Source organism: Pseudomonas sp. LJDD11 (assembly GCF_024584215.1).
Taxonomy (GTDB): domain Bacteria; phylum Pseudomonadota; class Gammaproteobacteria; order Pseudomonadales; family Pseudomonadaceae; genus Aquipseudomonas.
In genome coordinates this window covers 57,905-82,758 of sequence record NZ_JANJFL010000028.1, presented here as the reverse complement: position 1 = coordinate 82,758, position 24,854 = coordinate 57,905, and the positions used below count along the sequence as shown (strand labels likewise).

31 protein-coding genes and 1 pseudogene are annotated in these 24,854 nt (G+C 56.7%); 16 read left to right on the top strand and 16 right to left on the bottom strand.

The window, feature by feature from the left end; genetic code table 11:
- Positions 1-92: 92 nt before the first annotated feature.
- Both NRB16_RS24710 and NRB16_RS24705 read left to right on the top strand, forming a co-directional pair.
- Positions 93-494: a helix-turn-helix domain-containing protein gene (locus NRB16_RS24710; protein ID WP_253139603.1), complete on the top strand. Its 402-nt coding sequence runs from the start codon at positions 93-95 to the stop codon at positions 492-494.
- A 350-nt stretch (positions 495-844) separates the two neighbouring features.
- Entirely contained in the window at positions 845-1,207 is a 363-nt protein-coding gene (locus NRB16_RS24705; protein WP_257107170.1) for a hypothetical protein, read from the top strand.
- 262 nt (positions 1,208-1,469) lie between these two features.
- Here NRB16_RS24705 and NRB16_RS24700 read toward each other — a convergent pair whose 3' ends face one another.
- Positions 1,470-2,150 (bottom strand): hypothetical protein, encoded by a 681-nt coding sequence (locus tag NRB16_RS24700; RefSeq protein WP_257107169.1) that lies wholly within the window; start codon positions 2,148-2,150, stop codon positions 1,470-1,472.
- A 1,097-nt stretch (positions 2,151-3,247) separates the two neighbouring features.
- Here NRB16_RS24700 and NRB16_RS24695 point away from each other — a divergent pair.
- The 3 genes from NRB16_RS24695 to NRB16_RS24685 all read left to right on the top strand — a co-directional run bounded on the left by NRB16_RS24695 (position 3,248) and on the right by NRB16_RS24685 (position 8,034).
- Positions 3,248-3,658, top strand: coding sequence for a DUF2946 domain-containing protein (locus NRB16_RS24695; RefSeq protein WP_045490603.1), 411 nt, complete (start codon positions 3,248-3,250; stop codon positions 3,656-3,658).
- A 66-nt stretch (positions 3,659-3,724) separates the two neighbouring features.
- Positions 3,725-5,884, top strand: coding sequence for a TonB-dependent siderophore receptor (locus NRB16_RS24690; RefSeq protein ID WP_257107168.1), 2,160 nt, complete (start codon positions 3,725-3,727; stop codon positions 5,882-5,884).
- 59 nt (positions 5,885-5,943) lie between these two features.
- The gene (locus tag NRB16_RS24685; RefSeq protein ID WP_257107167.1) at positions 5,944-8,034 is read left to right on the top strand and encodes a TonB-dependent receptor; all 2,091 of its coding nucleotides are present in this window, start codon (positions 5,944-5,946) and stop codon (positions 8,032-8,034) included.
- An 86-nt stretch (positions 8,035-8,120) separates the two neighbouring features.
- Here NRB16_RS24685 and NRB16_RS24680 read toward each other — a convergent pair whose 3' ends face one another.
- On the bottom strand, positions 8,121-8,669 hold the full coding sequence (locus NRB16_RS24680; protein WP_045490606.1) for a cysteine hydrolase family protein: 549 nt from the start codon (positions 8,667-8,669) through the stop codon (positions 8,121-8,123).
- Positions 8,670-8,929: 260 nt separating this feature from the next.
- Between NRB16_RS24680 and NRB16_RS24675 the strand changes: the two genes are divergently transcribed.
- Positions 8,930-9,916 carry a GlxA family transcriptional regulator gene (locus NRB16_RS24675; RefSeq protein ID WP_257107166.1) on the top strand — a complete coding sequence of 329 codons (987 nt, stop codon included), beginning with the start codon at positions 8,930-8,932 and terminating at the stop codon, positions 9,914-9,916.
- A 490-nt stretch (positions 9,917-10,406) separates the two neighbouring features.
- Here the strand turns inward: NRB16_RS24675 and xerC are convergent, their stop codons facing one another.
- The 3 genes from xerC to NRB16_RS24660 are packed head-to-tail and all read right to left on the bottom strand — an operon-like array spanning position 10,407 to position 11,956.
- A complete protein-coding gene (xerC, locus tag NRB16_RS24670) occupies positions 10,407-11,441 on the bottom strand; it encodes a tyrosine recombinase XerC (protein ID WP_257107165.1) in 1,035 nt (344 codons plus the stop codon).
- 3 nt (positions 11,442-11,444) lie between these two features.
- Positions 11,445-11,657 (bottom strand): DUF4224 domain-containing protein, encoded by a 213-nt coding sequence (locus NRB16_RS24665; RefSeq protein ID WP_257107164.1) that lies wholly within the window; start codon positions 11,655-11,657, stop codon positions 11,445-11,447.
- Between the two features lie 41 nt (positions 11,658-11,698).
- Positions 11,699-11,956, bottom strand: coding sequence for a hypothetical protein (locus NRB16_RS24660; protein ID WP_257107163.1), 258 nt, complete (start codon positions 11,954-11,956; stop codon positions 11,699-11,701).
- 222 nt (positions 11,957-12,178) lie between these two features.
- On the opposite strand from NRB16_RS24660, the gene NRB16_RS24655 reads away from it, so the two are divergent.
- Positions 12,179-12,442 carry a hypothetical protein gene (locus tag NRB16_RS24655; protein ID WP_257107162.1) on the top strand — a complete coding sequence of 88 codons (264 nt, stop codon included), beginning with the start codon at positions 12,179-12,181 and terminating at the stop codon, positions 12,440-12,442.
- Between the two features lie 398 nt (positions 12,443-12,840).
- Here NRB16_RS24655 and NRB16_RS24650 read toward each other — a convergent pair.
- A pseudogene (locus NRB16_RS24650) lies at positions 12,841-13,326 on the bottom strand (DNA cytosine methyltransferase); the annotation flags it as partial.
- Positions 13,327-13,432: 106 nt separating this feature from the next.
- Between NRB16_RS24650 and NRB16_RS24645 the strand changes: the two are divergent.
- Positions 13,433-14,467 (top strand): hypothetical protein, encoded by a 1,035-nt coding sequence (locus NRB16_RS24645; RefSeq protein ID WP_257107161.1) that lies wholly within the window; start codon positions 13,433-13,435, stop codon positions 14,465-14,467.
- Positions 14,468-14,685: 218 nt separating this feature from the next.
- Here NRB16_RS24645 and NRB16_RS24640 read toward each other — a convergent pair whose 3' ends face one another.
- The 8 genes from NRB16_RS24640 to NRB16_RS24605 form a co-directional block, all read right to left on the bottom strand.
- Positions 14,686-15,249, bottom strand: a complete 564-nt coding sequence (locus tag NRB16_RS24640; protein ID WP_257107160.1) for a siphovirus Gp157 family protein — start codon at positions 15,247-15,249, stop codon at positions 14,686-14,688.
- Positions 15,246-15,971, bottom strand: coding sequence for a hypothetical protein (locus NRB16_RS24635; protein ID WP_253110891.1), 726 nt, complete (start codon positions 15,969-15,971; stop codon positions 15,246-15,248). The genes NRB16_RS24640 and NRB16_RS24635 overlap by 4 nt, the downstream gene beginning before the upstream one ends.
- A gap of 48 nt (positions 15,972-16,019) precedes the next feature.
- Positions 16,020-16,190, bottom strand: a complete 171-nt coding sequence (locus tag NRB16_RS24630; RefSeq protein WP_253110894.1) for a hypothetical protein — start codon at positions 16,188-16,190, stop codon at positions 16,020-16,022.
- A complete protein-coding gene (locus tag NRB16_RS24625) occupies positions 16,174-16,374 on the bottom strand; it encodes a hypothetical protein (protein ID WP_253110897.1) in 201 nt (66 codons plus the stop codon). Before NRB16_RS24625 ends, NRB16_RS24630 begins: the two co-directional genes overlap by 17 nt.
- A complete protein-coding gene (locus NRB16_RS24620; RefSeq protein ID WP_253110900.1) occupies positions 16,371-16,790 on the bottom strand; it encodes a hypothetical protein in 420 nt (139 codons plus the stop codon). The genes NRB16_RS24625 and NRB16_RS24620 overlap by 4 nt, the downstream gene beginning before the upstream one ends.
- 62 nt (positions 16,791-16,852) lie before the next feature.
- Positions 16,853-17,065 carry a carbon storage regulator CsrA gene (gene csrA, locus NRB16_RS24615; protein WP_257107159.1) on the bottom strand — a complete coding sequence of 71 codons (213 nt, stop codon included), beginning with the start codon at positions 17,063-17,065 and terminating at the stop codon, positions 16,853-16,855.
- 316 nt (positions 17,066-17,381) lie between these two features.
- Positions 17,382-17,612 (bottom strand): DUF1654 domain-containing protein, encoded by a 231-nt coding sequence (locus NRB16_RS24610; RefSeq protein WP_257107173.1) that lies wholly within the window; start codon positions 17,610-17,612, stop codon positions 17,382-17,384.
- 151 nt (positions 17,613-17,763) lie between these two features.
- Positions 17,764-18,426 carry a LexA family transcriptional regulator gene (locus NRB16_RS24605; RefSeq protein ID WP_253110906.1) on the bottom strand — a complete coding sequence of 221 codons (663 nt, stop codon included), beginning with the start codon at positions 18,424-18,426 and terminating at the stop codon, positions 17,764-17,766.
- Positions 18,427-18,513: 87 nt separating this feature from the next.
- Between NRB16_RS24605 and NRB16_RS24600 the strand changes: the two genes are divergently transcribed.
- The 7 genes from NRB16_RS24600 (at position 18,514) to NRB16_RS24570 (ending at position 23,065) form a co-directional block, all read left to right on the top strand.
- Positions 18,514-18,726, top strand: coding sequence for a Cro/CI family transcriptional regulator (locus NRB16_RS24600; RefSeq protein ID WP_253110909.1), 213 nt, complete (start codon positions 18,514-18,516; stop codon positions 18,724-18,726).
- Between the two features lie 142 nt (positions 18,727-18,868).
- Positions 18,869-19,291, top strand: coding sequence for a phage regulatory CII family protein (locus NRB16_RS24595; protein WP_253110912.1), 423 nt, complete (start codon positions 18,869-18,871; stop codon positions 19,289-19,291).
- Positions 19,292-19,450: 159 nt separating this feature from the next.
- Positions 19,451-20,725, top strand: coding sequence for an HNH endonuclease (locus NRB16_RS24590; protein WP_257107158.1), 1,275 nt, complete (start codon positions 19,451-19,453; stop codon positions 20,723-20,725).
- Entirely contained in the window at positions 20,712-21,497 is a 786-nt protein-coding gene (locus tag NRB16_RS24585) for a hypothetical protein (protein ID WP_257107157.1), read from the top strand. Before NRB16_RS24590 ends, NRB16_RS24585 begins: the two co-directional genes overlap by 14 nt.
- A complete protein-coding gene (locus tag NRB16_RS24580) occupies positions 21,490-21,957 on the top strand; it encodes a recombination protein NinB (protein ID WP_257107156.1) in 468 nt (155 codons plus the stop codon). The genes NRB16_RS24585 and NRB16_RS24580 overlap by 8 nt, the downstream gene beginning before the upstream one ends.
- Complete coding sequence (locus NRB16_RS24575) at positions 21,954-22,532, top strand: recombination protein NinG (protein WP_253110920.1); 579 nt, start codon at positions 21,954-21,956, stop codon at positions 22,530-22,532. The genes NRB16_RS24580 and NRB16_RS24575 overlap by 4 nt, the downstream gene beginning before the upstream one ends.
- Complete coding sequence (locus tag NRB16_RS24570; protein WP_257107154.1) at positions 22,529-23,065, top strand: hypothetical protein; 537 nt, start codon at positions 22,529-22,531, stop codon at positions 23,063-23,065. Before NRB16_RS24575 ends, NRB16_RS24570 begins: the two co-directional genes overlap by 4 nt.
- A gap of 37 nt (positions 23,066-23,102) precedes the next feature.
- On the opposite strand, the gene NRB16_RS24565 is transcribed toward NRB16_RS24570, so the two are convergent.
- Positions 23,103-23,315, bottom strand: a complete 213-nt coding sequence (locus NRB16_RS24565; RefSeq protein ID WP_257107153.1) for a hypothetical protein — start codon at positions 23,313-23,315, stop codon at positions 23,103-23,105.
- A 183-nt stretch (positions 23,316-23,498) separates the two neighbouring features.
- On the opposite strand from NRB16_RS24565, the gene NRB16_RS24560 reads away from it, so the two are divergent.
- A complete protein-coding gene (locus tag NRB16_RS24560; protein ID WP_257107152.1) occupies positions 23,499-23,828 on the top strand; it encodes a phage holin, lambda family in 330 nt (109 codons plus the stop codon).
- A 17-nt stretch (positions 23,829-23,845) separates the two neighbouring features.
- On the opposite strand, the gene NRB16_RS24555 is transcribed toward NRB16_RS24560, so the two are convergent.
- Complete coding sequence (locus NRB16_RS24555; RefSeq protein ID WP_257107151.1) at positions 23,846-24,829, bottom strand: hypothetical protein; 984 nt, start codon at positions 24,827-24,829, stop codon at positions 23,846-23,848.
- Between the last annotated feature and the right edge of the window lie 25 nt (positions 24,830-24,854).

Here is a 24,854-nt window from a genome sequence, read left to right as displayed (position 1 = left end):
TGGTCATAAAATCAGCTCATTCTCCGAAAAAAGATGGCAACCAGCTATCTATCAGATAATTTGATGCCCAAATGTATCGCAAGGTGAGCGGCATGAACGGCATCGGCAGGCGATTGAAATATGAGCGCATCAGGCTTGGTTTTACTCAGGCCCAATTCGGGTCTGTCGGTGGTGTGGCAACTAATGCACAAGCGCACTACGAAAGCGGTGTGAGGGTACCTCGAGCAGACTATTTTGCGGGTGTCGCGGCAGCGGGCGCGGATGTCATGTATGTGTTATCAGGCGGCCGCTCCAGGCCCTGCGGGGTACCTCTGCCTGAGCATGAGCGCTTTTTCATCGAAAGCTATAGATCGCTGCCTGGTAGTGGGAAGCATCTGATTCACCAGATGCTTGAGATGCTTCGTGATGAGCGTCTCGTTCGGTGCTTGATGTGTCATGTCCAGCACGTTGGCTCTTGTGGGTATGACACTCAAAATGCAATGTCGCCTGACTGATTTTTTTGAGGGGGTTTTGTGTCGGCAGAACGCCGGTGAAAGGCCCGAAATCACTTCCGCAACCTTTGAGTGGGTGCCCGGTTTTCAAGGGCTGTAGTGAGGGTGATACGAGAAGATAGCGGAAACTATTTTAAGATAACTCATTGAAAATTAAGGATGTTATCAAGGGATTGCAAATCCGTTAACGCCGGTTCGATTCCGACCTCGGCCTCCACATTCGAAAGCCCCGTAGATTAACGTCTACGGGGCTTTTTTGTTCGTCTACCGGATTTTTCAAATCGTGCATTTGGGGCAAATTTGGGACGCCGCAAAAAATTGCATGTCCCAGTGCCCACGGCAAAATCCGGTGCATGGCTACTTTCGAACAGCGCCCTAATGGCGTTCGCGCCCTGAGCGCTGGCGACGGGCTCGACTACCGCAAACTCACCACCGAACTGATCACCCAAGCCCGCCTCGACGCCGGGCTGGCGCTGCTGGCCGACGACGATGACGATGATTCACCGCTGCCCGTCGGCTTCTCGGCCGCCGCACTCTACGCCTTCGTCCTGATCCGCATCCTACCTACACAATGCACCGAGATGATCGCTTATCGACGTTGCGCCTTATTGTCTTCAACAGTTGAAGTCATCCGTCGTAATGCCCGTACCCGCGGGCCTTTTTCCGTCCGCGCATGCCCACACACGAGCTCAGCAGGGTGTTACTTGAAGACTTGAAGCTGCTCGCTCAAAACGGCGGTGACTCAGAGTAAGTCTGTTTTGTGAATGCCTCATCGAAGTGATTTTGGGTGGCTTGTTCAATTTCAAAATCCATGGGGTTATTGAGGGTTGAGTCGATGGTTGAGTTGTGACTGGCAAACCACTTGTATGCGATGGGTATGGCTGACCAATTTGTCGTAGAGAAAAATTTTTTCCGGGCATCAATGGCTTGATCTTTGAGCGCTCTGTTGATGTCCCGAGTAAATTCTGCCACTTCACGCTAGAGCTCTACGAGCAAGATGGGTTGAAGGATGGATATACCTTTTTTGTAGTTTTCGGCAGCCTCGGCCAAAGTGTTATGAACTGTTTTTTTCTTTAAGGCAAATGTGTCAAGCATACTTTTCGCAGTATCACAGTAAAGCGTTATGTTCGCTGAGGTTATGCATGGAGTATTTGATGCGTTTGAAAACGTATGGTGGTGCATGTTTCGGTGCACTTGGTCAATGACTTTATCAGGGCCAAGGTTGATGGGCTGTGGTAGCCAACGAGTGTCCCGACAAAAACTAACGCATCTTGAGTACAGCTCATTCATGATTGGGTCGTATGTGCCGAGTCTCTCGCACGTACTGGTGAAACCCTTGGCGAGACCTAAATTGTTCATGTGGGCGGCATCCATGCTGTCCCACCCTGTCGCACTTAAATCGTCTGGCTGAACCGAGTCTTTCTCAAATGGGTTGCCAGTCTTCAGCCGGGCACCCGTATCAACCTGATGGGTGGCGTGATCTACGATGGCTGAATTAGGATCGATGAATTCGCCGTGAACCTCTGCCAGATAATCACAGGCAATTTTGATATGAAAGCAGAACATAAAATAATAACGCATGCGGTCTGCAGAGTGTCTTAGCAGAAGCATGTTCAGCGCGCCGCTTTCCATAGGAGCCGTAGGTGAACGATCTGACATATGTCGCATATTTTTTCTTCCGCTGAATGAGCATGGATATGAGCGCGTGCCTTCAGCAAGGCTATGTCAGCCGCTATTGGAGCGTCAATTTTTTTCCAAGGGTTCGTGGTGCTGGCGCTTTACAGCTCTGGCAGCGCTGGCTCAAGTCGGCATCGCCGGGTCTGGCGACACAAAATTGCTCCGTAACCACACTCAGTATCAGAAGCGTACACTGAGGAATTTAGTCAAACGTTTGTCCAGCTCATTTATCAAAGGTCGCTGTGCCTATCCCATAACAGCTTTACGATTTTCTAACCTGCCCCGCGTTTATTTTATCTGCTCTCAACGTGTCGAGAGGCAGCCAATAACCGCAGAAACGCGTTCCCATCAAAAGTTTTCGGATATCTAGCATCCTGCGGACGGAAGATCGGCTATCGAACAAACTTTTCTTGCGCAGGGTAAAGACGTACGGCGATGTGCAGTACGCCAGCGGGCTTTGGAAAAGCATAAGAAAGGCAGGCAATGTTCAGGGAAAATTTCAGTTTTTGGTCACGCCGGACGAATCGATATTTGAAGGCTCTTTTATCGGTTCGTCCTACTTACATGTGATGCTGCACACCTCTAATCCGCCGCTTCAATCTTTCCCTGATGCCTCATCAGGCCAAAGAGGTCCTAGGACTACTGCCTCTGAGACTAGGCTTGAGGCTTTCCAGTCGAGGATCGCACGGGCACGACAAGGGGGCTGGCAGAGTTGGCGACCAATCCCTTTTGGGATTTGCCATGGGCATACGACAAAATAACTAGCCGGGGGCAAGCGAAGTGCCGCTTCGGCAGGCCCCCGGAAATGGGCTGCGTATCGATTCCGACCTCGGCCTCCACATTCGAAAGCCCCGTAGACTAACGTTTACGGGGCTGTCTGGTTATCCAGTCGAACAGGCGTCGGGGCTGTTGGTGAAATACCCCGTGTATTGCTTAAAAATCTCCAGCCGTTGTGCAGATTCTTCTTCCTCTAGAACGCCATGGCGCAAGATCGCATCGACACGCTTAACGCAAGACCCTGTCAATTTGCCGCATCAACCCGCTGCAACTTTTTCTCATCTGGTGATAAAGTCGCCGCCATGAAAATGGCCCGCACAGACCGAACCCTGATTGCATGGATGCTTTACGCCAGCGTCCTGTTCAGTCTGTTCGCCTGCAGCATCCACCACGGCCAGATGGCCGGGTTGGCGCTGAGCGGTTTGAGCGGTGGTTACTGCGCCATGGATGCCAGCGGCGGCATGGGGCAGGGCAGTGACGATGCGGGTCAGATGCAGAATGCTGCGGCGCAGTTTTCCTGCCCGCTGTGTTCGACCTCCGGTATGGCCCTGGCGATCAGTTCCATGGGCTGGCAAGTTCCGGTCATGGCGCAAGGAGCGCTGTCGCCGGTCGTGCAGCGCAGTTGGGCGCAGCCACCGCCGCGCTATCTATGGCCCTCACTAAATCCCCGCGCTTCCCCCTCCTTTTTCCCCGCAGTGAATCCAACCGTCTGATTCCGTCAGGCTGCGCGCTTTTGCAGCCGGAATCGGCTTCACTTGTTCGCGTGGAAACCGTTGCACATGAAAATTCGAAACACCTCACTGGTGCTGCTGTTGGGCACCTGCAATTTGTCTTGGGCGCAGGATGCGGCGCTGCAAATCGACCCCCTGACGATCCAGGCCGATCAGGACCAGCCATCCGGTTTGAGCCTCGACCAGCCGATCAAGACCGCAAGCCAGCTTGGCCTGAGCGCGCGCGAAACGCCCGCCTCGGTGAGCGTGGCCGACCGGCAGGTCATAGAGGCTCGTGGTGCCAGGGACACTCAGGACATCATCAACGGCATGACCGGTGTCAACGCCTCGGCTAACCCCGGCTATGGCGGCTTTGTGGCTTATCGGGGCTTTACCCAGAATCAGGTCACGCAGCTCTACAACGGCATCAATCTGGGTTACAGCAGCGCGACACGCCCGGTGGATGCCTGGTTGGTCGACCGGGTGGAGCTGATCGGCGGCCCTTCGAGTTTCCTGTCGGGGGCCGGCGCGGTTGGCGGATCGATCAACACCATCAGCAAACTGGCCAGCCGCGATGTGCAGTTGTTTGAAGGCCGGTTGCGTTACGGCAGCTTCGATGAGTCAGAAGTCGCGCTGGGCTTCAATCAGGCACTGGGGCGGCCGGGCGCTGATGCCGGGCACTATCTGCGCATGGACTTCAGCCGCGGTGGCAGTAATGGCTATATCGATCGCAATAAACGCGAAACCAATAGTTTTGCGCTGTCCCTGCTCAGTGATCTGAGCCCCGACCTCAGCCATACCCTGGCGCTTGAGTACCTCCAAGACCAGGAAGACAGTCCTTACTGGGGCTCACCGATTCTCAACCCGGTTGGCAGCACCATGAAGATCGACAAGCGCCGCCGTTTCGAGAATTACAACTCGGCCGATGGCCGTTATGAGCAACGGGTGCGTTGGCTGCGCTCGATCCTCGACTACCGGCTCACAGCAGACACCAGCCTGCAGAACACGCTGTATCACTATGACGCGCAACGCGACTACCGCAACCTGGAGAACTACCGCTACAACGCCAGCAATACCCAGGTCATTCGGTCGGCTCCCTACCTGCAGCGCCATGAGCAACAGGTCTTGGGTAACCGCCTGCAATTGCGCCACGACCAGGCGTTGCTCGGCCTGCCGAGCCAGTGGGCAATGGGCCTGGATTATTCGGTGATGCGTCAGGATGTCTACCCTACCAGCGGCTCGGCCTCCGATAGCGTCGATCCGGATCAGTTCGATGCCGGCAGTTTCTACGCGATTGCTGGCATGGGCGCAGGGCTCAAGAAGCAGCGCAAACATGAAATCAGTACGCGTTCGGTGTTTGTCGAAAACCGCCTCGAACTGACCGAAAAACTGGCGCTGCTCACCGGCCTGCGCTACGACCATCTGGACATGGAGGTCACCAACTACGGCGCAGTCTCGGCCACCAGCCCGGCCTGGTTCGAGCGTCGCTGGGAACCGCTCAGCGGCCGGGTAGGGCTGTTATATGCCTTCAGCCCCAGCGCCAACGTGTACCTGCAATACAGCACCAGCGCTGACTTGCCGGCTGGATCACTGGCCGCCGCCACCTATTCCAATGTCGGCTTGTTCGACCTGTCCAAGGGCGAGCAATGGGAGTTGGGCAGCAAGTTTGATTTCCTCGACGGGCGAGGCTCGGCAACGGCGGCGTTGTACCAGATCGTGCGCCAGGATTTTGCCGTACGCGACTCGGTCAACCCCAACCTGACCGTACAGGCCGGGCAGCAAACCTCACGCGGTATTGAACTGGCAGGCAAGCTGCAAATCACGCCGCAGTTGCTGGCAGAAGCCAATTACACCTACGTGGATGCCAAATACGATGAATTCAACGAAGCGGCAGGTGGCGTTTCGGTTTCCCGCAAGGGCAATAACCCGATCAATGTCCCGGACAGCGTTGCCAACCTGTGGCTGACCTGGAGTCTTGACGAAGGCTGGCAGGTCGGTGCCGACAGTCGCTATGTAGCCTCGGTGTATGCCGATAACGCCAATACCCTCAAGGCTCCGGCCTACACGCTGTTCGGCGCGTTTGTGCGTTATCGGCTGGACCGGCAGACCAGCGTCACCGCACGACTGCGCAACCTGACTGACGAGGTCTACGCCAAGCAGGCTTATTCAAGCCAGTACTACATGGGCGCGCCACGAACCTTCGATGTGACCCTGGACGTACGTTTCTGATCGCCTGCCGCCCGGCAGGTGCCGGGTTGGCTACAGCTGCATTTCTCAAGGACTTTACAATGCCTGTCTACGCTTCTGAATACACGCTCAACACCCGCTTGCGTCTGCTTGACGTGCGCAGTCGCCCGCTGCTGATATCCGCTCTGTTTGCCCTGTCACCCTTGAATCAGGCGCTGGCTGATGCCTCGACTGCCGGTGCGTCACTGGTCACCCTCGGCGCCGTGACGGTGACCGGTGATCAGGCCGGCCCGCTGGCCAGTCGCAGCATCCTCAGCTCGGTGGATGTGGTCGGTGCCGACCTTCTGGAAAAGCAACCCGTGCAATACAGCTGGGAGCTGTTCAACAAGGTGCCGGGGGTGATGCTCACTCAATTCAACCAGGGCACGACCTCAGGCAAGTTGTCGTTCCGTGGTTTCAATGGTGAGGGCGAGGTCAACGCGGTCAAGCTGTTGATCGACGGCATCCCGAGCAACACCAATGATGGCAACATGCCGTTTATCGACATGGTTTTTCCGCTGGAAATCGACAGTATCGAAGTGGTGCGCGGCACCAACGACCCGCGCTACGGCCTGCACAACATTGCCGGCAACGCCACGATCAACACCCGCCAGGGCGGTAACGACGGCAAGCTGCGCGTGCGCTACGGCAGTTTCGACACCCGTGAGGTGCAACTGGTCAAAGGCATCGAGTCCGGTAATTGGAGCCAGAACTACGCCATCAGCTATCAGGGCAGTAATGGCTATCGCAGCCATGCCGATGCTGAACGCATGAGCTTTGCCGGCAAGTGGTTTTACACCGCTGATGACGGTGCCTGGCGTGCGGGCCTGATTGCCCGGCATTACAAGGTCGATGCCGACGAGGCCGGTTACCTGAGCCGCACCGACAGCCGCGACCGGCCGCGCCAGTCCTATGCCAATAACGCCACCGATACCGGCGAGCGGGAAATGAACCAGCTCAGCCTGCACCTGGATGCCAGCCTCACAGAAGACCTGAGTTGGGCAACCAAGGCGTATGTGAACACCTTCGAAGACCGTCGCTGGACTCAGTACTGGCGCACCAGTGCGCAGCAAGAGCGTTATAGCGATGAAACCCAGTACGGCGCCTTGAGCAGCCTGACCTGGCGGCCCCAGGTCGATGTGCTGCACGGCTTTGCCCTGGAAGGCGGGGCCGAGGTGCAGCGCCAGGAAAACCAAAGCCTGCGCTATCGTACCTTGCTGCGCAGCCGCACAGCGCAGACCCGTGATCAGCAGTTCGATCTCAACATTTATGGCGCTTATGTACAGGCGGTGATCGAGCCGATCGAATCACTGAAGATCATTCCGGCCTATCGGGTCGACAAACTCTACGGTGGCTACGTCAACGGCCTGAGCGGCGAGCATGCTGACGTCAACGACTATGGCTTGATTCGTCAGCCCAAGATCAGCGTGGTCTGGTCGCCCTGGGAGCAGGCCAGCCTGTACGCCAACTGGGGGCGCAGCTATCAGGTGGGTGTCGGTTCTGCGGCTTATCGTCTGGCGACTCAGGCCGATGACCTCAAACCCTCGATCAACGACGGTTGGGAAACCGGCATCAAATTCCGCCCGGCGGCCTGGATCGACGGGCGTATTGCCTACTGGGAGCAGAAGGCGTCTGATGAGGTGCAGCGCAAACTCAACGACGCGGTGGGCGACGCCGAGAACGTCGGCCAGACCCTGCGTAAAGGCTGGGATGTGCAGGTCAATTTGTATCCCACCGAGACCACCAGCCTGTGGCTGGCGTACTCGCGGCAGTTCTCCGAGATCCTCAAGCCCAACCCGAACCTGCCCGCCAGCAAGGGGCAGGAGATGGACCATGTGCCACATCACCTGTACTCCGCCGGCTCGACCTGGCAGGTCACCCCGAAGCTGCAGCTGTCGGCTTGGGCCAACGGCCAGAGTGACTACTACCTGGAGCGTACCAACAGCACCGGCACGTTCGGCGCCTACACCTTGTTCAACCTGGGTGCGAGCTACCAGATCACGCCAACCCTGAGTGTTGATCTGCAAGCCAAGAACATCACTGATCGCTACTACGAATACGCCTGGTACGACGACAGTGCCGGCGTTCGGCAGTCGCTGCACGCCCCGGGTGATGGTCGTTCACTCTATGCCGGCCTGACGCTGGATTTCTGACCCTGTATGTCCACCGCGCGCTGCGCGGTGGACGACCATGATTCAGATGACCGTAAACTTCATCTGTCAGACATCGGCACTCGCCATCACTGGGCCGCGAGGTAATCGTCCACAGATTTGACCCTGGCGTAACCGAACTCAAAGGCCGCCATCATTGCCGCGTGGGTTTGTGCTGCTGGCACGGTTACACCGCCAAAGGTCAGGTCCAGCGTGGCGCAGGCATCATGCAGCACGGTCACTGGATACCCCATGTCGGCGGCTGCGCGCACCACAGCATCGATGCACATATGACTCATCGCACCGATGACCAGCACTTCCTGCACGTTCGCGGCGTCCAGTTGCTGTTTGAGATTCGTCTCTCTGAAGGCGTTGATGTGGTGTTTAACAATGACCGGTTCATCGCCTTCAGGGGCGACCGCCGACTGGATCTGCACGCCATTGGAGCCCTTGGCGAAGATGGGAGAGGCCTCATCCTCGGACTCGTGCCTTACGTGAAAAATTGCAATACCTATATCACGTGCATGGCTGATGACCCGCCCGGCATTGGCGACAGCGGCTTCGATACCGGTCAAAGGCAACTTGCCGGTGGGCAGGTATTCGTTTTGCAGATCAACGACTATAAGGCCTTTTTTCATGAGCTGGCTCCGGCAGGATGGTCAGGGCGACGCTGTTGTCAGTGGCATCATTGTTGATCAGCCCCTTGGCGGTGCCCAGTGGCCTGAATGACATTAATCGATATAATCGGGCCAATCTGTTACCCGGCATGCCTGTGTAGAAGCGGCTCTAGCCGCAATACATTCACTTAGGTGCTTTATGCCTCGGTGGGAGCGAGCTTGCTCGCGAAGAGGCCGGTAAAGTCACAGCATCTGCTGCCAAGCATCGATGAGAGGAAAACATGCAATCGATCCGTGTTGCCGTTCTGGCATTTGATGGCGTGAGCCTGTTCCATCTCTCAGTGCCGGGAATCGTGCTGGGCACCGCTCAAAGTGCCGTGGGTGAAGCTGGTTACGAGGTTCGTTACTGCGCAGAGAAGCCAGGCATGGTGAATACCGATCAAGGCGTTGGCCTGGCGGTCGCTCATGGTCTGGAGCTGATGGAGACTTCTGAGGTCATTGTGATTCCGGCATGGAGCGATCAAGCGGTCGCAGCCTCGGCGGCACTTGTCAGCGCGCTGCAACGTGCCGATACCGAAGGCAAGCTCATCATCGGACTCTGTCTTGGCGCCTTCCTGCTCGCAGAAGCCGGCCTGCTCGATGGCAAAGAAGCAACCACTCACTGGGCGTGGCGCGACGAGTTTGCGCGGCGTTTTCCTGAGGTTCTGTTCAGGCCCGAAGTGCTATATGTCAGTGCCGACAACATCCTGACCTCCGCAGGAACCGTGGCTGCAATTGACTGCTGCCTGCATTTGATCCGCCAGCGTCTGGGGGCCGATGTGGCTAACCGCACCGCGAAAATGCTGGTCACGCCGCCACACAGGCAGGGCGGCCAGGCGCAGTACGTTGAGCATCCTGTGCCGCAACTGCCCAGCGAGACTCATTTGTCTGACGTATTGGCCTGGGCGCGAACGAACCTGAGCAGTGATCTGTCACTCGATGCGTTGGCCGGGCGGGCGAGAATGAGCCGGCGCACCTTTACTCGCAAGTTCAGGGAGGCGACTGGCAGTACCGTTTCTAAATGGCTGAACGCCGAGCGGGTTGCCAGAGCGCAAGAGCTGCTGGAAACCACTGACTTGTCTATTGAGTGCGTGGCCGGTGACTCTGGCTTTGGAACGCCGTTATCACTGCGGCAGCAATTCGCTATTCATCTCGGTACGTCGCCTTCTGAGTATCGGCGTGCGTTTTTTCGCGAGATGCATCCGGGACGTGAGGTTAACGCCGGTTAGTCAGTAAACGGTTAGCGGGCGCTGGCCTTGACGAACGAGGCACGAATTTCAGGCAAAGAAAAGCCCGCGATGGGGGAGCGGGCTTAAAAGAACACACTTGGATTCGCAGTTACTGTAACCGGGGGGTTGTGAAAAACCTGTGAACGCGATGAGGCACTGAGCGATTATTTGGAGCAACGAGCTGGAAGATAGAGATTGGCAGAACGCCGGAGGGAGGGGGGACTTCAGGAGTTGCGAAGCAGAGGTGTTTTTTGCGAAGCAAAACCAGCGGCGCTAGAAGGCATATAACCGGCCTGAAACCCTTGTGTTATCTATGGTGCCCCGAGCCGGGGTCGAACCGGCACGTCCAAAGAACGAGGGATTTTAAGTCCGTAATTTATACATTGAAAATCAATGACTTATGATTATTTCCGCTCCGCAAATCCTGAATAATAGACGCCTTGCGGGCCTTTGTTTTCAAGGGGTTAAATATTTTTGCGGAGCAGGAATTCTACTTGGTTGGCAATACTTTCAGGCCCTTGCGGCGTCGAATGTACTGCTCCGTCATGACCACCGTTGTGTGGCCCAGTTGATCGCGGGCGTCCCTAATGCTGCCGGTCGACTCTTCCTTGTCGGTCGCGGCCTTGGCACGAAGGTCGCGCATTTGGAACGCTGATTTCTCAATCCCAGCCATTTCTCTGGCTACGTCGAATCTGCCGCGCAACATGCTCGGCGTCATCGGCTGGCCATTGTTCATCACTACCAGCCTGGTGGACCGGACCTTATGACCAGCTTTTCGCTGCATGATCCGGTCGATAACCACCTTGAGCTGTCCCACGATCTCAATCCTTCTTTTGACGCCTGTTTTCCCTTGCTGTACCAGGAGCTGCCCATTCAGAACGTGCCTTTCATCCATCTTTAGCGTGTCACCAATACGCTGTCCGGTCAGATAGAAGAGGTCGAGAGCATCTCGTAACGGCTGATCGGCATGCTCGTAAACTGCCTGGTACATATCGTCCTCGATATAGTTATCTCGGCCAGATTCTTTGTTTCCTTTTACACCGGCACATGGGTTCGCGAGAGACGTATATCCAGCCTGCCTGGCAAAGTTCCAGATGGCGCTTAGGAGTGCTTTCTCTCGGTTAGCTCGGACCTTGGCTGTCTTGGATCGATAGCGCAGGTAGTGCACGACATGCTTTGGTTCGATAGCCTCAAGAGGGCATGGAGGTTCATCAAAGAACGCCAAGAGCTGCTTGAGCTCTCGCGCATTGTCCTTTTGTGTAGTGGGCGACTTGGTAGGTATTACTTCATCTTTGTAAATCTTGGCGACGTAAGCAAACGTGACTACCTCGGCGACTATAGCGCTGGAGACTCGACTTTTTTCGAGCTTGGCGTATTCCGTGATTGCCAAGCCATAGTCATCTCCCAAAGGGATTTCTTTGCGCGGCTTTTCTCCCGAATCGTAGTAATAATAGATTTTCCCGCTACGCTGCTTGCGCTTGCGTAAGCGGGGAATGCTGTCAGTATTGGTGGGTCTTCTGCCCATTTGTTACAAGGCCTTGTTCGGCTGCCACTGAGGCTTTTCATTGGTTTGCGGGCGCATTGAGGGGAATATCAGCGCGTCAGATATTACACACGGCCAGCCGTTTCGTTTGATTGTATGTCGAATGCCGTTACGGGCCAGAACGGTGATCTGCCCAGCCTTAGTTCGGGCGCCGGTGAGTTCACACACATCTTCGTGGCTCAGGAATTCAATAGCCATGGTTTTCTCCGGGCCGCGCACGGCGGCAGAGGTTGGGTCATTCAGAAGTGGGCTGACTTGTGGTGCTCAAGAGGAGAGCGCGACGGACTGCGTTTGGCTGCGCGCTTGTGTAACGCGATCACGGATCCACTCCAATACCTCGGACTTGACCTAGGCCATGTCTGGGCAGGGAGCAGGCCGTTATTGGTCATCTGGTAGATCTTGGTGGTGCTCACGCCGGTGAGCCGACGAACCTTGGGCAGTTTGATGAGCTCGATTTCGTCTGGCAGTTCGCGGATATTGATGGTTTCGGTATTCATGAGGGCGCTCCAAACCGCGTAAGGCAGAATGCTTTGGTTACCTCGGGAGGTGGTTCATGTGGCTCTGGCGGTAGCGCTGGCCGCTCTGGTGACTGCCCAGGAATGTTTCAGACAGAACTGAAAACGGGGGGGCAAACGAGAATGGGAAAGGTCGAAAAAAAGAGGGTTTCGGGGTGATGTAGCCTGTGTTTCTAAATCAATCAGCCCGCGGAGGGCCTGGAAATGCGCACACCAACCCTGATTGCTAACAATCAAACTCAATACGAGGTGGAGACCCGTGAAGAGGGCGGAGTCTGGATTGCGGAAATCTATTACCGAACGCCGATTCCACAACTGGGCGTAATCTCATGGGTACGCACAGCCCCGCCGGTCAGCTGTGACAACGAACTGGATGCAGTCCAACGCGCCTGCCAGTTCGCGCAAGCGCAAACCCACTTGGACCCTGACGAACTTTCTCGGCTAAACGCCGAGCTGGCGGACTCATAGGGGCTGAGGTTTAGTGGCGACCTTGAGCTGCTCGACCTGCAGCAGATCCAGCATCTAGTTGAAGCCGTAGGCGTCGCTGGCGGGCTTGTTGGCCAGTGAGGCCTCCATGCGCTGCACCAAGTCAGCGACGCACCAGGTGGCAAGCAAATGGGTCAGACACTACTCGATGAACTTGATGGCGGTCTGGCGACTGCGTATCACGTGGCACTGGTCGAGTTGGCCGGCTGGAGGTGCAAAAATTGGCGGAGGTAGTGCATAAACAGGTGCTGGTGTTGCATAAATAGGCTGTTTTGTTACGCGTGTTGCGGGTTTTATTGCGGCGGGGCGGAAGGCCCCGGCGTAGGGCACCGAGGCCGTCACCATGTGTGCATTAGCTAAAGCATTCTGGGCGGTTGGCTTCATTGGATGGTCTCTCGCTGAGCAACGCTCAACCCCACAGCCACCGGGCGAACCCAGATCGGCATGCTGCTGAGCATGAAGGTTTCGCCAGCGGCGGCCAGCAGTAGGGTGGTGCCCATCACGTCGGCGATAGCCTGAGCGGCAGCGGGCGGTACCGCGTTGCCGATGCGTTCGCGCCAGGCGCTGTCGCTCAGGCCATCCAGAATCAATTGTTCTTCGGGGTCGATCAGTGACTGCAGGGCAGCCAGTTCCAGCGTTGTGAAGGGACGGTGCCAGGTGCCATCCAGCGACTGGATGACGCATGTGAGTCGGTCATTGGCTGCAGGCATACGCGGGTCTGCCACGCTCCAGCGACCGTTGTCGTGGCAGGCGCTGGCCGACACTGCGCCTGCCGACTGCTCGAACCCCACCGCACCGTAATGGCCGCCAGTCAGGTAGGCATCGCCCTTGGTGCGGTCCAGCACGCTCGGATCGGCTATCGACAATACCTTAAGAATTGATCGGTATGGCTCAATGCCATACAGTACGCTTTATCGCATTCGGTGTCCCTGCCGCTCAAACGGTCTCTGATACATTTAAAGGGAATTAAAAATGGAAGGGCGTATTTTTTACACTGCTGTCGGTGTGGTTTTGGGGGGCGTATTTTTTGCTCTTGCTCAAAATTTATTGAGTGCCGATTTTTCGTTTCGCAATGTCAACATTGACAATGTTGCGGCTTTTATGGCGCTGCTTTTAGGGTGCGTAGGTCTTGTGTGGATGATGATGTATTCCCTTCAGTCATCCGATGCTTCAAGGATTAAATTGATTGGGAGTGGCTTGGTTTTGTCTCTGGCATTTGCGGCTAATAATGTATGGACCTATAGCTTGTCGATATTTATTGTTGCTACGCTCGTGACGGAGTTGCAGTTTTTGGAGAAGCTAGCTGCGCTATTTACTAACCGAGATAAGTATTGGGAGTACTTGGCGCGACAAAGTACTCCAGATCAGGTGAAGAGCAGCGCCATACTTGAGGCTCTGAATACTCAGACTGAAAACAATCAAGCAGAAACCGATGTCGATGCTGATCAGACCGTAGATCAAAGTCCAGAACCACCTATCACTACTTCGTCCCAGAGTGATCCACTCACAGATGGAGCTGAAGCCAGCGCAGAGGGGACGGGATCTGATGAGAGGTTTGAGCAAAAGAAATCAGATGAGAACGCTAATAAATATTTAATGCATCGCGCTGATGATATTTTAAAATTCCAGAAAGTATCTATAAAGGCTCTTGAAAGCTTGGTTGAGTTTATGCCTGGGGCCACAGTTTCACCAAATATGCATTTTTCAGCTCCAGGTAATGAGTTTGAGGTGGATGCGTTGCTTAAACTCGACTCGCATGAGTATGTTGTAGAGATCAAGAATGTGCTTACTTCCGCTGGAGTTAGGAGGGGTATTGAGGCGTTGGAACGACTAATGTTCAAGTATACTCGTTTCTGTTCTATGCTTGGAGGGCGAAAGCCTATTAGAGGCATACTTATATTGCCAAAAGGAGTGTGGGTGAAGCGCCGTCCTGTACAGGATATTTTGGTTTTAGAATTGGATGTTAAATCTGCAAAGTTGACTCAGGTTGACGGCGCGTGGACGTGATCCCACAATTCTAGATGATTATCTAGACCTAAGATGCTCAATAGCATTTTCTGGGCGCTGAACCTAGCAAACTCAAGTTATAGGTTTGCCTGCTTCTTTTTTACATAAATGAACGCAATTGAGGTCTCAATTTCGCCGAAGCTGACCAGCAGCTATACTAGATTCAGTTATTTAGCATATCTGGCTGGTTTCAAACTACCCAGAAAATAGCTATCGTCCTACTTAATTCTGATTGTTCCCTCACCCCGCTCAAGCCGAGCCCAAATCGGAACCGGCAGCAGATCAGCCTCTGCATCCTCTCCAGCATCCATCCGCTTCCGAACAGCATCATTATGCTCACGAATCTCCTTCAGCTTCGCAGCAATGGCCGTCTTATCCGGTTCAATCCTGGTACTCACCGACGTGAACTCATCCGGCACGGCATCCTTGTCATCCACCACCACCTTCTCCCGGCCCAACGCCAAGGTGATGGTAAACAAAGGCCGCTTGATCGTTTTGATATTGGCGGCTTCCATGTTCCGCCGCAGGTAGTCGCTGAGCTGGCCCACGCTGTTGGCTTTGATTCGCTTCAATTCGCTGAGCCGATCAATCTCGGAGTCGATGGCCGTGATGTCGCCTTCGAGGTTTCGACGCAGCATGACGATGCTGTCGGCCTTATCGGCGAACTCGCCCTGGACGGCATCCATGGTGTCCTGAATGGCTTGCTTCAGCCCCGCATCGTCGGTTTCGGCCATGGCCGCCAGCTCGGCCATCTGGCCGGTGAGTGTGTAGAGTTGGCTCATGCGGCTTCACCTTCATCTGGCGTTGTGATCTTGTTCCACTCCAGCGAGATGCGGGCGGCGCCTTTTTCGTCTTTGCGGGCCATCAGTTTGCGCACCGCATGGTCATGAATCTTTTTGAGTTCATGGGCGGTGGTCGCCTTGCGCATGGTCTCAATGGTCGATTCCAGGAACTGCAGACGCTCTGTTGCCTGGCGCTCGCGTTCGGCTTGTTTGTCGTCGGCATCTTCAATGGCCTGTTCGGCCTTGCGCTGCTTCATGTAGTCGGCGTCGTCGAACATCCCGAGGAACACGTCGGCGCTGAAGCCCAGCATGGACAGGGATTTTTTGATGGCGTCGGTCAGGGATTTCTTGGGGGCTTCGCCGTCAGTGAATTGCCCGAATTTTGATTTGTAGAGGTAGGGCGTGCAGCCGTACTGCTCGATCTCTCCGCGCTGACCCTCAAGGATGTACCAGAACCTGATTTTGATGATGTGGGTCAGTTCGTGGCCGATCTCGACAGCTTTGTCTCCTTGGCCACTGAGCATCTGACCGCCTTTGTCAAAACGCTCTTCGAGCACGCTCCAGCCAAAGCCAATACCCACCGGGCCGAACATTTCGGTGGCTTTCATGATCATGGCGGTGCCGTTGAGGCTGGTGATGTTCTGGCCGTCGACCTTGGCGCCTTTCGTGTAGCGTGGGTCTGTTTTGTCGACGCAGGACCAAATGCGCATATTGTTGGGCATGCAGATATCCTCGCGCTCGAGGCTGAGCGCTGGTGGTAAGAGTGGGAGTCAGCGGGTGAGGTGGCCGGCGAAGGCGCTGAGCAGAATCCAGCCGGTGTACACCAGCAGTGAAATGGTAAAGCCGCGCCAGAATGCCCAGCGTCGGGCTTTTTGATAGCGGCTCGTCACGGTGTCACGCTCAGGTTTGAGAGCCGGCGCGTGGTCATGCGCGTACCTCATAACCAATCGTCCATTCGCCACACACGCAGGCGCGGCAGGACCATGCATCGATATTCTCGATGCTGGCGCAGGCAGCTTGCTCCAGAGCCTCGCGCATCGTCTGACCCTTGAACAGCAGCAGAAGCCGGCCATCGGGGAGCGTCTGGTTTTCGGGCAGTTCGCAGATAGGTGTTTGCAGAATCACAGGCGATTATCCTCCTGCTCAGCAAGCCAGCCATCCCGTGCGAGAGGGCGCAGGAGGTCTTCCGCGATGCGGTACAACTCACCGACCGGATTCCCGACACCAAGGGCATCGCTGACGCCATCCCGGCACAAGCCGCGGTCATTGATCAGGCTGCCGATTACCATGCGCCCCAGGGCGGATGGGCTCGCGCCGGTTTTCCCGAGTCGCTCCATGGCGTACTCATCGACGGCCATGGCGAACTGTTCAAAGGTCATGCTTTGGGGCCGACGTCCTGGTCGCTGGAACCTGACGTCTGCGCCGAAGCGCACCAGTTGCTCGGCCGCGTTTTGAATCCAGCGGTCATGCTGCTCGGCACAGCCTGAGTTTTCAGGACTTCCGGTTTTCCAGACGTCGTAGTTGTGAAGGGTGAAGTTCATGGAGCCTCCGTTTTTTCTCTACCGATTCTTGAGCCAGCGAGCGTGCAGGGATAACCAGCCCATCACGTTGTGGCGTCCTGCCGGCTGGTTTCTTCGATATGCCTGGCCAACTTCTCTGCCTGAATCCGGCGGTAGATCTCTTCCCTGTGAACCGAAAACTCTTTGGGCGCTGAAATACCGATTTTCGCGCTCCGGCCTTGAACGTTAAGGACGGTGACCTGGATGTCGTTGTTGATGCAGATGGTTTCGCCTACGCGGCGGGTGAGTACCAACATGGAGCAGTTCCCTCTGGGGTATGGGTTTCCCGATGCAGCCTGTTGCCAGGCTGCATGAGTGAAAGCCTGATTGCGCTGCCGCAATCCCGTGCTGAAAGAGCTTTGTGCCAGTCGGTCCCGGTTCCGGGGCTGGGAGGCCACTGTCGCTGACCCCTGACTATCTGGCGGCTTCACCAGTCCTGTGTGGGCGCTTTGCCCATCGCGGTTGTGACGTCGCGATGAGTAGAATATAAGGCTGCTTATCTTTGGCTGTCAATAAGCATGCTTATAAAAAATCACGCAGGCGAGAAAAAGCCCGCACGTGGCGGGCTCTGGTTCAGGTGTCGCAGTAGGCTTCCCAGCCGATGGTGACGCTGCCGTCGTCGTGGCAATGGACGTGGATGCCTTCAACAGACTGGAGGTCATGCACCAGGCGAGACCACTCTGGTTCAGGTTCGCCAGGACATCGACTCACCGTTGCGCTCTGGACTTTTTGTGCGCTGGGATGGGTGATGATTCGCTGTATCCGGAAACCGATCCGGTCGTAGGCTGATGGGGAAGGGACCATACCCAACGAATGCACTCCTTTACTGTATATAAAAACAGTATTTTAGGGGTTCGTTGGTTATGGCTGTTGTAGGAAACGTCTGATTTTTGCGCCGGGGTGGCGCTGGAAGCTTTGTTCAGCTATCGGCTGGATTTTGAGCGCTGGCAGGGGCTTACAGCTTGCCAGTCATCCTGACCGCGACACCGATAATCCGACAGTCTTCGCCGCACTCCACCATTTTGTAGTCCGGGTTCAGCGGCTTGAGGTAACGGATTCCGCCGTCGACCACCAATTTCTTGAATGTGGCCTGGTCGCTGTTGCGCAGCCTGGCGATGACCAGCTTGCCTGGCAGGACTTCAGCTTCTGTGTCCACCAGGATCATCATGCCCTCGGGCACTGAAACACCGGCAGGCGCGGTCATCGAGTCGCCTTTGACTTCCAGCCAGAACGCTGGACCTTTGGCGTTGTAGTCGGAGATTTCGTAGCGGTCGGAAAAACCGTCAGGGTAGGGCTGTACGGCTTCTGCCCAGGCGCCGGCCGATACCCAACTGATCACCGGGTAGCGGTAGGTCTGCTGGGGCTGGAGGGCCATCTTCACGTTGGCGTCCGTCTTCGCCTGGCTGTCGACGATCATCGGCTCGATGCCATCGGAAAGCCAGATCGCGCTGACGCCACAGACATGGGCGAACTTCGCCAAGTGGGCGCTCTGCAGGTTTTTGCCCGTCTCAAGCTGCGATATCACAGGCTGCTCGACACCGGCTTTTTCAGCCAGGGTCTTTTGAGTCAGGTCGGCGTGCTTGCGGGCAAGCTTCATGCGTTGGGCGAGTGTGGTCATGGCTAAGAATTTATAAGTTCACTTATGGTCTTGCAAATAAGCCTTCTTCTAAATAAAGTATAAGTAGGCTTATCAGGAGGCTCGTTAATGACCCCTATCGAAAGGCTTGTCGACTTCTTCGGCGGGCAAACCAAGACAGCGTTAGCGCTCGGCGTTTCCCAGGCGGCCGTTTCGTACTGGGTGGCCGGCATTCACTTTATGGGCGCCGACAAGGCATTTCGGGCTGAAGAACTCACCGGTGGCGCAGTGACCGCCCGGGAGCTTTGCATTCGCCCGACCCAGGTGCTGGCTACCGGCTGACCTGCCATCCGCCGCAGTGAGGGAGTACTGCGCTCAAACCAGCGAATCAGCCGGTTCAACAGGGCGCCTCTGCATCGGGAGCGGACGGATTATCCGCTTCGGTGAGGGCAGCCCCTACAGAAAAAGCAACGAGGTTTTACGAATGGAAAGTTTTTTGCGCGCTTGTCACTGCGCGGTGCTGGACAGCGAACCCAAACGGCTGGCGGCCAGGATGGGATTGCCCCATGTGAACTTGCTGCAGCGGGCCAATCCGGACAACGACGCTCACCGGCTGACGATCAACCACCTGTACGGAATTTTGCTGCACACCAACGACATAAGACCGCTGGCGACCCTGGCGGATGACTTCGGTTATGAGCTGGTACCGCGTGAGCGGCCTGTACCTCGGCCAGTGATTCAGGCTCTCGCCCATCTGGCGGCAGAGTCGGGTGACGTGACGCGCCTGGTGTTCGATGCATTGCAGGACCACACGATCACCCGGCACGAACAGGCGCAGTGCAATCGGGCTATCGATGAGGCCATCGAGGCGTTGCAGGTGTTGCGTGAATCGCTGAAGGCCGCTTGAAAAAGCCGCGCATGCGCGGAAATCCCACAGCGTCATGAGTACTGCCGTACACCCCAATCAGTGCCCATCAGCCTCGCCCTCGTCGGTAGGGCCTGGCGGGCACAAAAAAGCCGCCTGGCAGGGCGGCTATTTCTTGAACGACATAGAACGGAACAGATTATGGCAGCGCTACATGCGATTAGCAAAGGGCGGTTGAGGATGCAGCTCACGGAATTGGCCGGTGGTGCGGTGGCTGTCTACCCCGCATTCAGGCGCGTTTTGGGACTGAGTGCCGCCGCCGCGCAGTTCCTGTCGCAGGCGGTGTATTGGACCGAAAGGACTGACGACGGCTGGTTCTACAAGACTGAAAACGAGTGGCTGGCCGAGGTGGGGCTCGCAGCAGATGAGGTGCGCGACTCGCGCAAGAGCCTCAAGGCGCTGGGTGTCCTGGAAGAGCAGCGCAAAGGCATACCGGCGAAGATGTTTTACCGCGTTGACGAGGCGGCTCTCTTCGCAGCGCTTGAAGGGGACGTTCCGGCCATTACCCTGAATCAGCTTTTCGAGCTGTACACCCCCAAGCTGGGGCAATTGTCCAAGGCTGGGCTGATGCGCGCCAAAAGGGCCGGTGTGCCTTGCGAGTTTGTGAGCTATGCCGATGTGCTCAGGCGCGACGGATTGATCTGTGGCTGCTGTGCAAAGCCGATTGAGCGCGGGCCAGGCAACACAGGCATGCACCTGTCGTTCGATCACATTCAACCGTTGGCTGCGGGTGGCGCTCATCACTTCGAGAACCTGCAGCCGACCCATGCGGGTTGCAGAGCAGCCAAGGGCGGCAGTGTCGCTTACCAAAGACCTGCAAGTCCGTGTTCGGTAGACAGGACAAGTGTTCTTTCGGTAGTACCAACCAGTTCTCTTACCCAAGAACAACCGGTGGTTCTACCCAAGGACAGCCGGTGCGTCTTGGACAAGACAACTATTACAAAGAATACACAAGAGACTACACAGGAGACTACGACAGTGGTGCAGCTCGCTCCGGCCAGGCCGAAGCGCGCCGCCAAGCCAAGGGACGAGGCGGAGCAGATCAGGCAAGAGGCCTGCCGCAGGATCTGGTCGGCGTACGCTGCCGCCTACGAGCAACGCTACGCAACTGCCCCGGTGCGCAATGCCAGGATCAGCCGTCAGGTGGTCGAGCTGCGCAAGCGTCTCGGGGAGGAGGCCGTGCCGGTGGCGGAGTATTTCGTCTGGATCAACGACAGCTACCTGATCCGCAGTTGCCACGACCTGGGCCTGCTGCTGGCCAGGTGCGAGGCGTATCGCACCCAATGGGCGACCAACCGGCAGATGAACGCGACCACGGCGCGTCAGCTTGAGCAGACTCAGGCCAACCTCAACGCTGCCCAGACGGCTGCCGAGGCGATCCGGGCCGGGGAGGGCCAGCCCAATGCTTTCCTGTGACGAAATCGCTCAGCTGTCTGCCGCCATCTGCGCCACCGCTGAAGCCTTGGGGCAGACGATCAGCGCCAATGCGGCGCGGCTGATGGCGGGCGATCTTGCCGAATACCAGCCCGCTGCGATTCAGGGCGCATTGCGTGCCTGCCGCAGGGAGCTGACTGGCCGGCTGACCCTCGCCGCCATCCTGCAACGGATTCACGGTTGTGATGGCCGCCCCGGCAAGGACGAGGCGTGGGCCATCGCCCTGACGGCATGCGACGAAGGTGAGACGGTGGTGTTGACTGACGAGATTCGTCAGGCACTGGTCGCGGCTCGACCGGTGATGGCCGTAGGCGACCGAATTGGGGCACGGATGGCGTTCATCAGCGCCTACGAGCGTCTGGTCACCTTGGCCCGTGCGGCCGCGCAGCCGGCACGATGGGGCGTGTCGCTGGGGTTTGATGCGGGTCGTCGTGTACAGGCCGTCGAGGCCGCTGTGCGTGCGCAGTTGATCAGCCAGGAGGCCGGTACCCGCTATCTCGCGGATCTGCAACTGGTCCCCATCACCCAGGACGGCCAGGCCATTGCCGGGCTACTCACCGGCTCCGTTGTCGAGCCATCACCACACATCCGCGAGAAATGGGCTGAGGTCCGGGCAAGCGTTGAGGCCGCCAAGGCACGGCGCGAGCGTGGTCGCCTCAAAAAGGCCCAGGCCGAGCGTGTGTATTTCTATCTGCGCAAGCGCAAGGTCCGCCAGGCGCTTGCGGCGCGTTGTAAGGAGCAAAACCATGGGTGAGATTATCTTCAAGCCTCGCCATTTCTGGTCCGCCGGTCCCAAGCGGGTACGTGAGGTATTCAAGCTGGCGTACCTGTTTGCCACTGAGCTGGCGTTGAGCGGCGCGATTGAGGTCATTGTGCGGCCGGTCAAATCCCGTCGCACCCTGGAGCAGAACGCCAAGCTCTGGAGCATGCTGGGCGATCTGGCCAGGCAGGTGCAGTGGCCGGTGAATGGCGTCATGCAGCACCTGGACGCTGAGGACTGGAAGGCGCTGATGACCGCCGCGACACGTCAGGAAGTGCGCATTGCCCAAGGCATCAATGGCGGTGTGGTGATGCTGGGCGTCAGCACCCGACGCATGAGCGTGGCCGAGCTGGGCGACGTCATTGAATGCATCTACGCCTTCGGCACCGAACGCACAGTGGTCTGGGGTCAGGCCAAGAACGATGTGCCAATGCAATGGGATGCTGCCGCATGACGCTCGCTCGCCAAAAACCGTTCAGCAAGACCTGCAAGAACCCGGCATGTCGGCTGCGTTTCGAGACGCTCAGGTCGTTACAGATCGTCTGCGGCCCTGCCTGCGCATTGATCTGGGCACAAGCCCGGCGAGAAAAAGAGCGTCTGGCGATTGCCCAGCGAGAACGTCGAACCATCAGGGCTTGCAAGGCCAGGCTCAAAAGCCGTGCGGACTACCTGAAAGAAACCCAGGCGGTATTCAACCAGTGGGTGCGCCTGCGTGATGCGGAGCTGCCGTGCATCAGCTGTAGCCGTCATCACGAAGGCAAATATGACGCCGGCCATTACCGGACGGTGGGCAGCAACCCGGCGCTGCGCTTCGAGCCGTTGAACTGCCACAAACAATGCGTGCCCTGTAACCGCTACAAGTCCGGTGATCTTGTGAATTACCGCCTCAACCTTCTGCTACGCATCGGCGCCAAGCGACTGGCCTGGCTGGAAGGACCGCACGAACCCAAGCATTACAGCATCGATGAATTGAAGGTTCTGAAGGCTGAATTTCAAGCACACATCAAACACCTCAAGGGGGCAGCATGAACAGGGTATCAATACTGGTCAGGATTCTGCTGGCCGGCAGCGAAGGCAAGACGGCCTCGGCCTGCTGGGTGGATGCGGATCAAGGATGTGCAGGCTACGGCGGCATGAGCCGGCAGGAACGCTTCGAGATGGACTGTGAGTACCGGCGCTACTTGCACCAGCACCTGGTGCCTCGATATTGGGATGCGCTGATCGCCCGTTACACGCTGGATGCCGCCGAGCGCGGCCAAGCGATCAAACGGCTGGGGAAGGTGATCGCCAGCCATGCCCATCCGCACTTCAAGTTTTATGCGGTGCTGACATGGGCTGAGCCACAGAAGCCCGGTCAGCAGGGCAAACGCTCGTCGGCCATCCTGCAGGCGGATATCTACGACATGAATCGCTGGGACAATAACCAAGGCACTCCGGAGCGCACGCGGCGCTATTGGCGATCACGAATCCATGAGGCGTTGAATGGTGTATTGGATGAGGCAATCACTGCGGCGCTTGGGTTACTTGAACGGCAAGAGCTGTTTGAACCAATGGCCGCTTGACAGGCTTTGCCGCATTGCCGAATATATCTCCATTCTGTCATTCCTGCGTACGTTGAGAATTGACCTTTAAAAGCCTCGCCAGCTCACGCTGCCGGGGCTTTTTCGGATCTAGCCATTGGAGAACCCTATGGAACGATCCGAACGGCGTCACCATGAGTGGCGCATGAAAGCCAAGTATCACCGTATCCAGCGCACTCGCGATCACGAATGGCGCTGCACCGATCCCGCTGCTGCCGGGCGATTCGCTCATCACGGCAAGCCCTGTTCCTGTTTTATGTGCGGCAACCCCAGGCGGTATTGGGGAGATTTGACCATGCAGGAAAAGCGCGCCATTCAATCTGAAGTCTGGTCCTGATACAAGACCAACGTCACCAAAGCCTCGGCAGCCGCCGGGGCTTTTTTATTTTCTCTCCCGCATACGGGAGGACGCGGAATGTCCCTGATGCCTGAAAAACCACAGACCTGGGCATTGGTGCTCGCCTGGCTGCATGACCATGCCCCGATCATCTATGCCGCACTCATTACTCTGGTCATGGCCTTCCTGGGCGTGATGCGCCGTGGCGGTACGCTTTGCCAGGCGCTGTTGGAAGCCCCAATGTGCATGCTGATGACCTTGGGGCTGATACCTGTGCTTGAGCACCTCGAATTGCCTCACAACCTGGCTCTCGCGGCAGGTGTTTGGATTGGCTATTTCGGTGTGCGTAAGGTTGCGAGCTGGGTGGAGCGGATCGCGCAGATGAGTCTCCCGAACGATCCCAAATAATCATCTTCGGGCTTCCATCAAGCTTTGACGGTGACTGGAGAGAAGTCGGCCCGGACCAAATAAACTTTTTCGTCGTTACTGGAATTTGAGACTCCGGCGTTGCCGCTCACCTCAGCCAGTTTTGCCTTGACAGTCATTTCAATGCTTTTGTCAGCGGAAAAGGAAGTCGTTTCTTTGATTTCCAAGGAAGCCGTCAAACAGCCGCCCTGTTCTCTGGCAAATACGACAGCTTTCCAGGACGGCTCATAAGCAAGCCAATAAAACCTTTCTTTGTCCAAATGGCTTGAAGTGTCCCAAGGCTTCCCTGTCAGTGAGAACTCCCGAGTGTCCAAGGCATTCACGTCCCTTTGCGAGCTGGAAGTGCCGCTGATCCCTCCGCCTCCAACCGGACCTGCTTGAACCTCAATCCCGGCGTGGACGGCGTTGCGTTGAGTAGTAGCGGTTTTCTTGGTAATCGTAATCTTGGTGGCACCGAGTTCAACCAAGAGCTTCAACAACTCCGATTCTCGTTCCTCCAGTAGTATTGAGTCATAACTGTCGCTTGGAATGTACAGGTTTCCGCTCTCTGCATTGAGGTCCGATAGCGGATGGCGTCTGTACGCCTTTCCAACGACTGGATGACCTGGCTGAAACCGGTAACCTCGTTGTTTTGCGTGCTCTTTCGTCAGCGAGTGTTTGCTTACGTAAACCGCCAGCTCTGCTTGTGCAGCATCTATTTGTTCAGGCTCTTCATCTTGGCCATTTCTGAACATCGATATGATGGAGGGCGCAGCACCCACGGCAGTGGTCACTAACGCAATAGGCAATGAAAACGGGGTGATTGCCAGTATGGCGGCTCCCGCGGCAGCAGCAACGGCTGACTTCCCTGCGTTAGGCTGAGTCAGCTCGATCTTGGAAGCATCTCTTCCAGGCATGGTGAAGTTTGGCCTGTAGTCCCCATTAGCGGGTTCTGCGGTGGCTGCGCCGACTCTGTCTTCGATGATGTAAATAAGGTCCAGCATTGGGTGCTCCTTGCAGCTAGAGGTG

Coding starts and splice junctions, on each gene's coding strand:
- NRB16_RS24710 (WP_253139603.1), top strand. CDS start 93: ATGAACGGCATCGGCAGGCGATTGAAATATGAGCGCATCAGGCTTGGT.
- NRB16_RS24705 (WP_257107170.1), top strand. CDS start 845: ATGGCTACTTTCGAACAGCGCCCTAATGGCGTTCGCGCCCTGAGCGCT.
- NRB16_RS24700 (WP_257107169.1), bottom strand. CDS start 2,150: ATGTCAGATCGTTCACCTACGGCTCCTATGGAAAGCGGCGCGCTGAAC.
- NRB16_RS24695 (WP_045490603.1), top strand. CDS start 3,248: ATGAAAATGGCCCGCACAGACCGAACCCTGATTGCATGGATGCTTTAC.
- NRB16_RS24690 (WP_257107168.1), top strand. CDS start 3,725: ATGAAAATTCGAAACACCTCACTGGTGCTGCTGTTGGGCACCTGCAAT.
- NRB16_RS24685 (WP_257107167.1), top strand. CDS start 5,944: ATGCCTGTCTACGCTTCTGAATACACGCTCAACACCCGCTTGCGTCTG.
- NRB16_RS24680 (WP_045490606.1), bottom strand. CDS start 8,669: ATGAAAAAAGGCCTTATAGTCGTTGATCTGCAAAACGAATACCTGCCC.
- NRB16_RS24675 (WP_257107166.1), top strand. CDS start 8,930: ATGCAATCGATCCGTGTTGCCGTTCTGGCATTTGATGGCGTGAGCCTG.
- xerC (WP_257107165.1), bottom strand. CDS start 11,441: ATGGGCAGAAGACCCACCAATACTGACAGCATTCCCCGCTTACGCAAG.
- NRB16_RS24665 (WP_257107164.1), bottom strand. CDS start 11,657: ATGGCTATTGAATTCCTGAGCCACGAAGATGTGTGTGAACTCACCGGC.
- NRB16_RS24660 (WP_257107163.1), bottom strand. CDS start 11,956: ATGAATACCGAAACCATCAATATCCGCGAACTGCCAGACGAAATCGAG.
- NRB16_RS24655 (WP_257107162.1), top strand. CDS start 12,179: ATGCGCACACCAACCCTGATTGCTAACAATCAAACTCAATACGAGGTG.
- NRB16_RS24645 (WP_257107161.1), top strand. CDS start 13,433: ATGGAAGGGCGTATTTTTTACACTGCTGTCGGTGTGGTTTTGGGGGGC.
- NRB16_RS24640 (WP_257107160.1), bottom strand. CDS start 15,249: ATGAGCCAACTCTACACACTCACCGGCCAGATGGCCGAGCTGGCGGCC.
- NRB16_RS24635 (WP_253110891.1), bottom strand. CDS start 15,971: ATGCCCAACAATATGCGCATTTGGTCCTGCGTCGACAAAACAGACCCA.
- NRB16_RS24630 (WP_253110894.1), bottom strand. CDS start 16,190: ATGAGGTACGCGCATGACCACGCGCCGGCTCTCAAACCTGAGCGTGAC.
- NRB16_RS24620 (WP_253110900.1), bottom strand. CDS start 16,790: ATGAACTTCACCCTTCACAACTACGACGTCTGGAAAACCGGAAGTCCT.
- csrA (WP_257107159.1), bottom strand. CDS start 17,065: ATGTTGGTACTCACCCGCCGCGTAGGCGAAACCATCTGCATCAACAAC.
- NRB16_RS24610 (WP_257107173.1), bottom strand. CDS start 17,612: ATGGTCCCTTCCCCATCAGCCTACGACCGGATCGGTTTCCGGATACAG.
- NRB16_RS24605 (WP_253110906.1), bottom strand. CDS start 18,426: ATGACCACACTCGCCCAACGCATGAAGCTTGCCCGCAAGCACGCCGAC.
- NRB16_RS24600 (WP_253110909.1), top strand. CDS start 18,514: ATGACCCCTATCGAAAGGCTTGTCGACTTCTTCGGCGGGCAAACCAAG.
- NRB16_RS24595 (WP_253110912.1), top strand. CDS start 18,869: ATGGAAAGTTTTTTGCGCGCTTGTCACTGCGCGGTGCTGGACAGCGAA.
- NRB16_RS24590 (WP_257107158.1), top strand. CDS start 19,451: ATGGCAGCGCTACATGCGATTAGCAAAGGGCGGTTGAGGATGCAGCTC.
- NRB16_RS24585 (WP_257107157.1), top strand. CDS start 20,712: ATGCTTTCCTGTGACGAAATCGCTCAGCTGTCTGCCGCCATCTGCGCC.
- NRB16_RS24580 (WP_257107156.1), top strand. CDS start 21,490: ATGGGTGAGATTATCTTCAAGCCTCGCCATTTCTGGTCCGCCGGTCCC.
- NRB16_RS24575 (WP_253110920.1), top strand. CDS start 21,954: ATGACGCTCGCTCGCCAAAAACCGTTCAGCAAGACCTGCAAGAACCCG.
- NRB16_RS24570 (WP_257107154.1), top strand. CDS start 22,529: ATGAACAGGGTATCAATACTGGTCAGGATTCTGCTGGCCGGCAGCGAA.
- NRB16_RS24565 (WP_257107153.1), bottom strand. CDS start 23,315: ATGAGCGAATCGCCCGGCAGCAGCGGGATCGGTGCAGCGCCATTCGTG.
- NRB16_RS24560 (WP_257107152.1), top strand. CDS start 23,499: ATGTCCCTGATGCCTGAAAAACCACAGACCTGGGCATTGGTGCTCGCC.
- NRB16_RS24555 (WP_257107151.1), bottom strand. CDS start 24,829: ATGCTGGACCTTATTTACATCATCGAAGACAGAGTCGGCGCAGCCACC.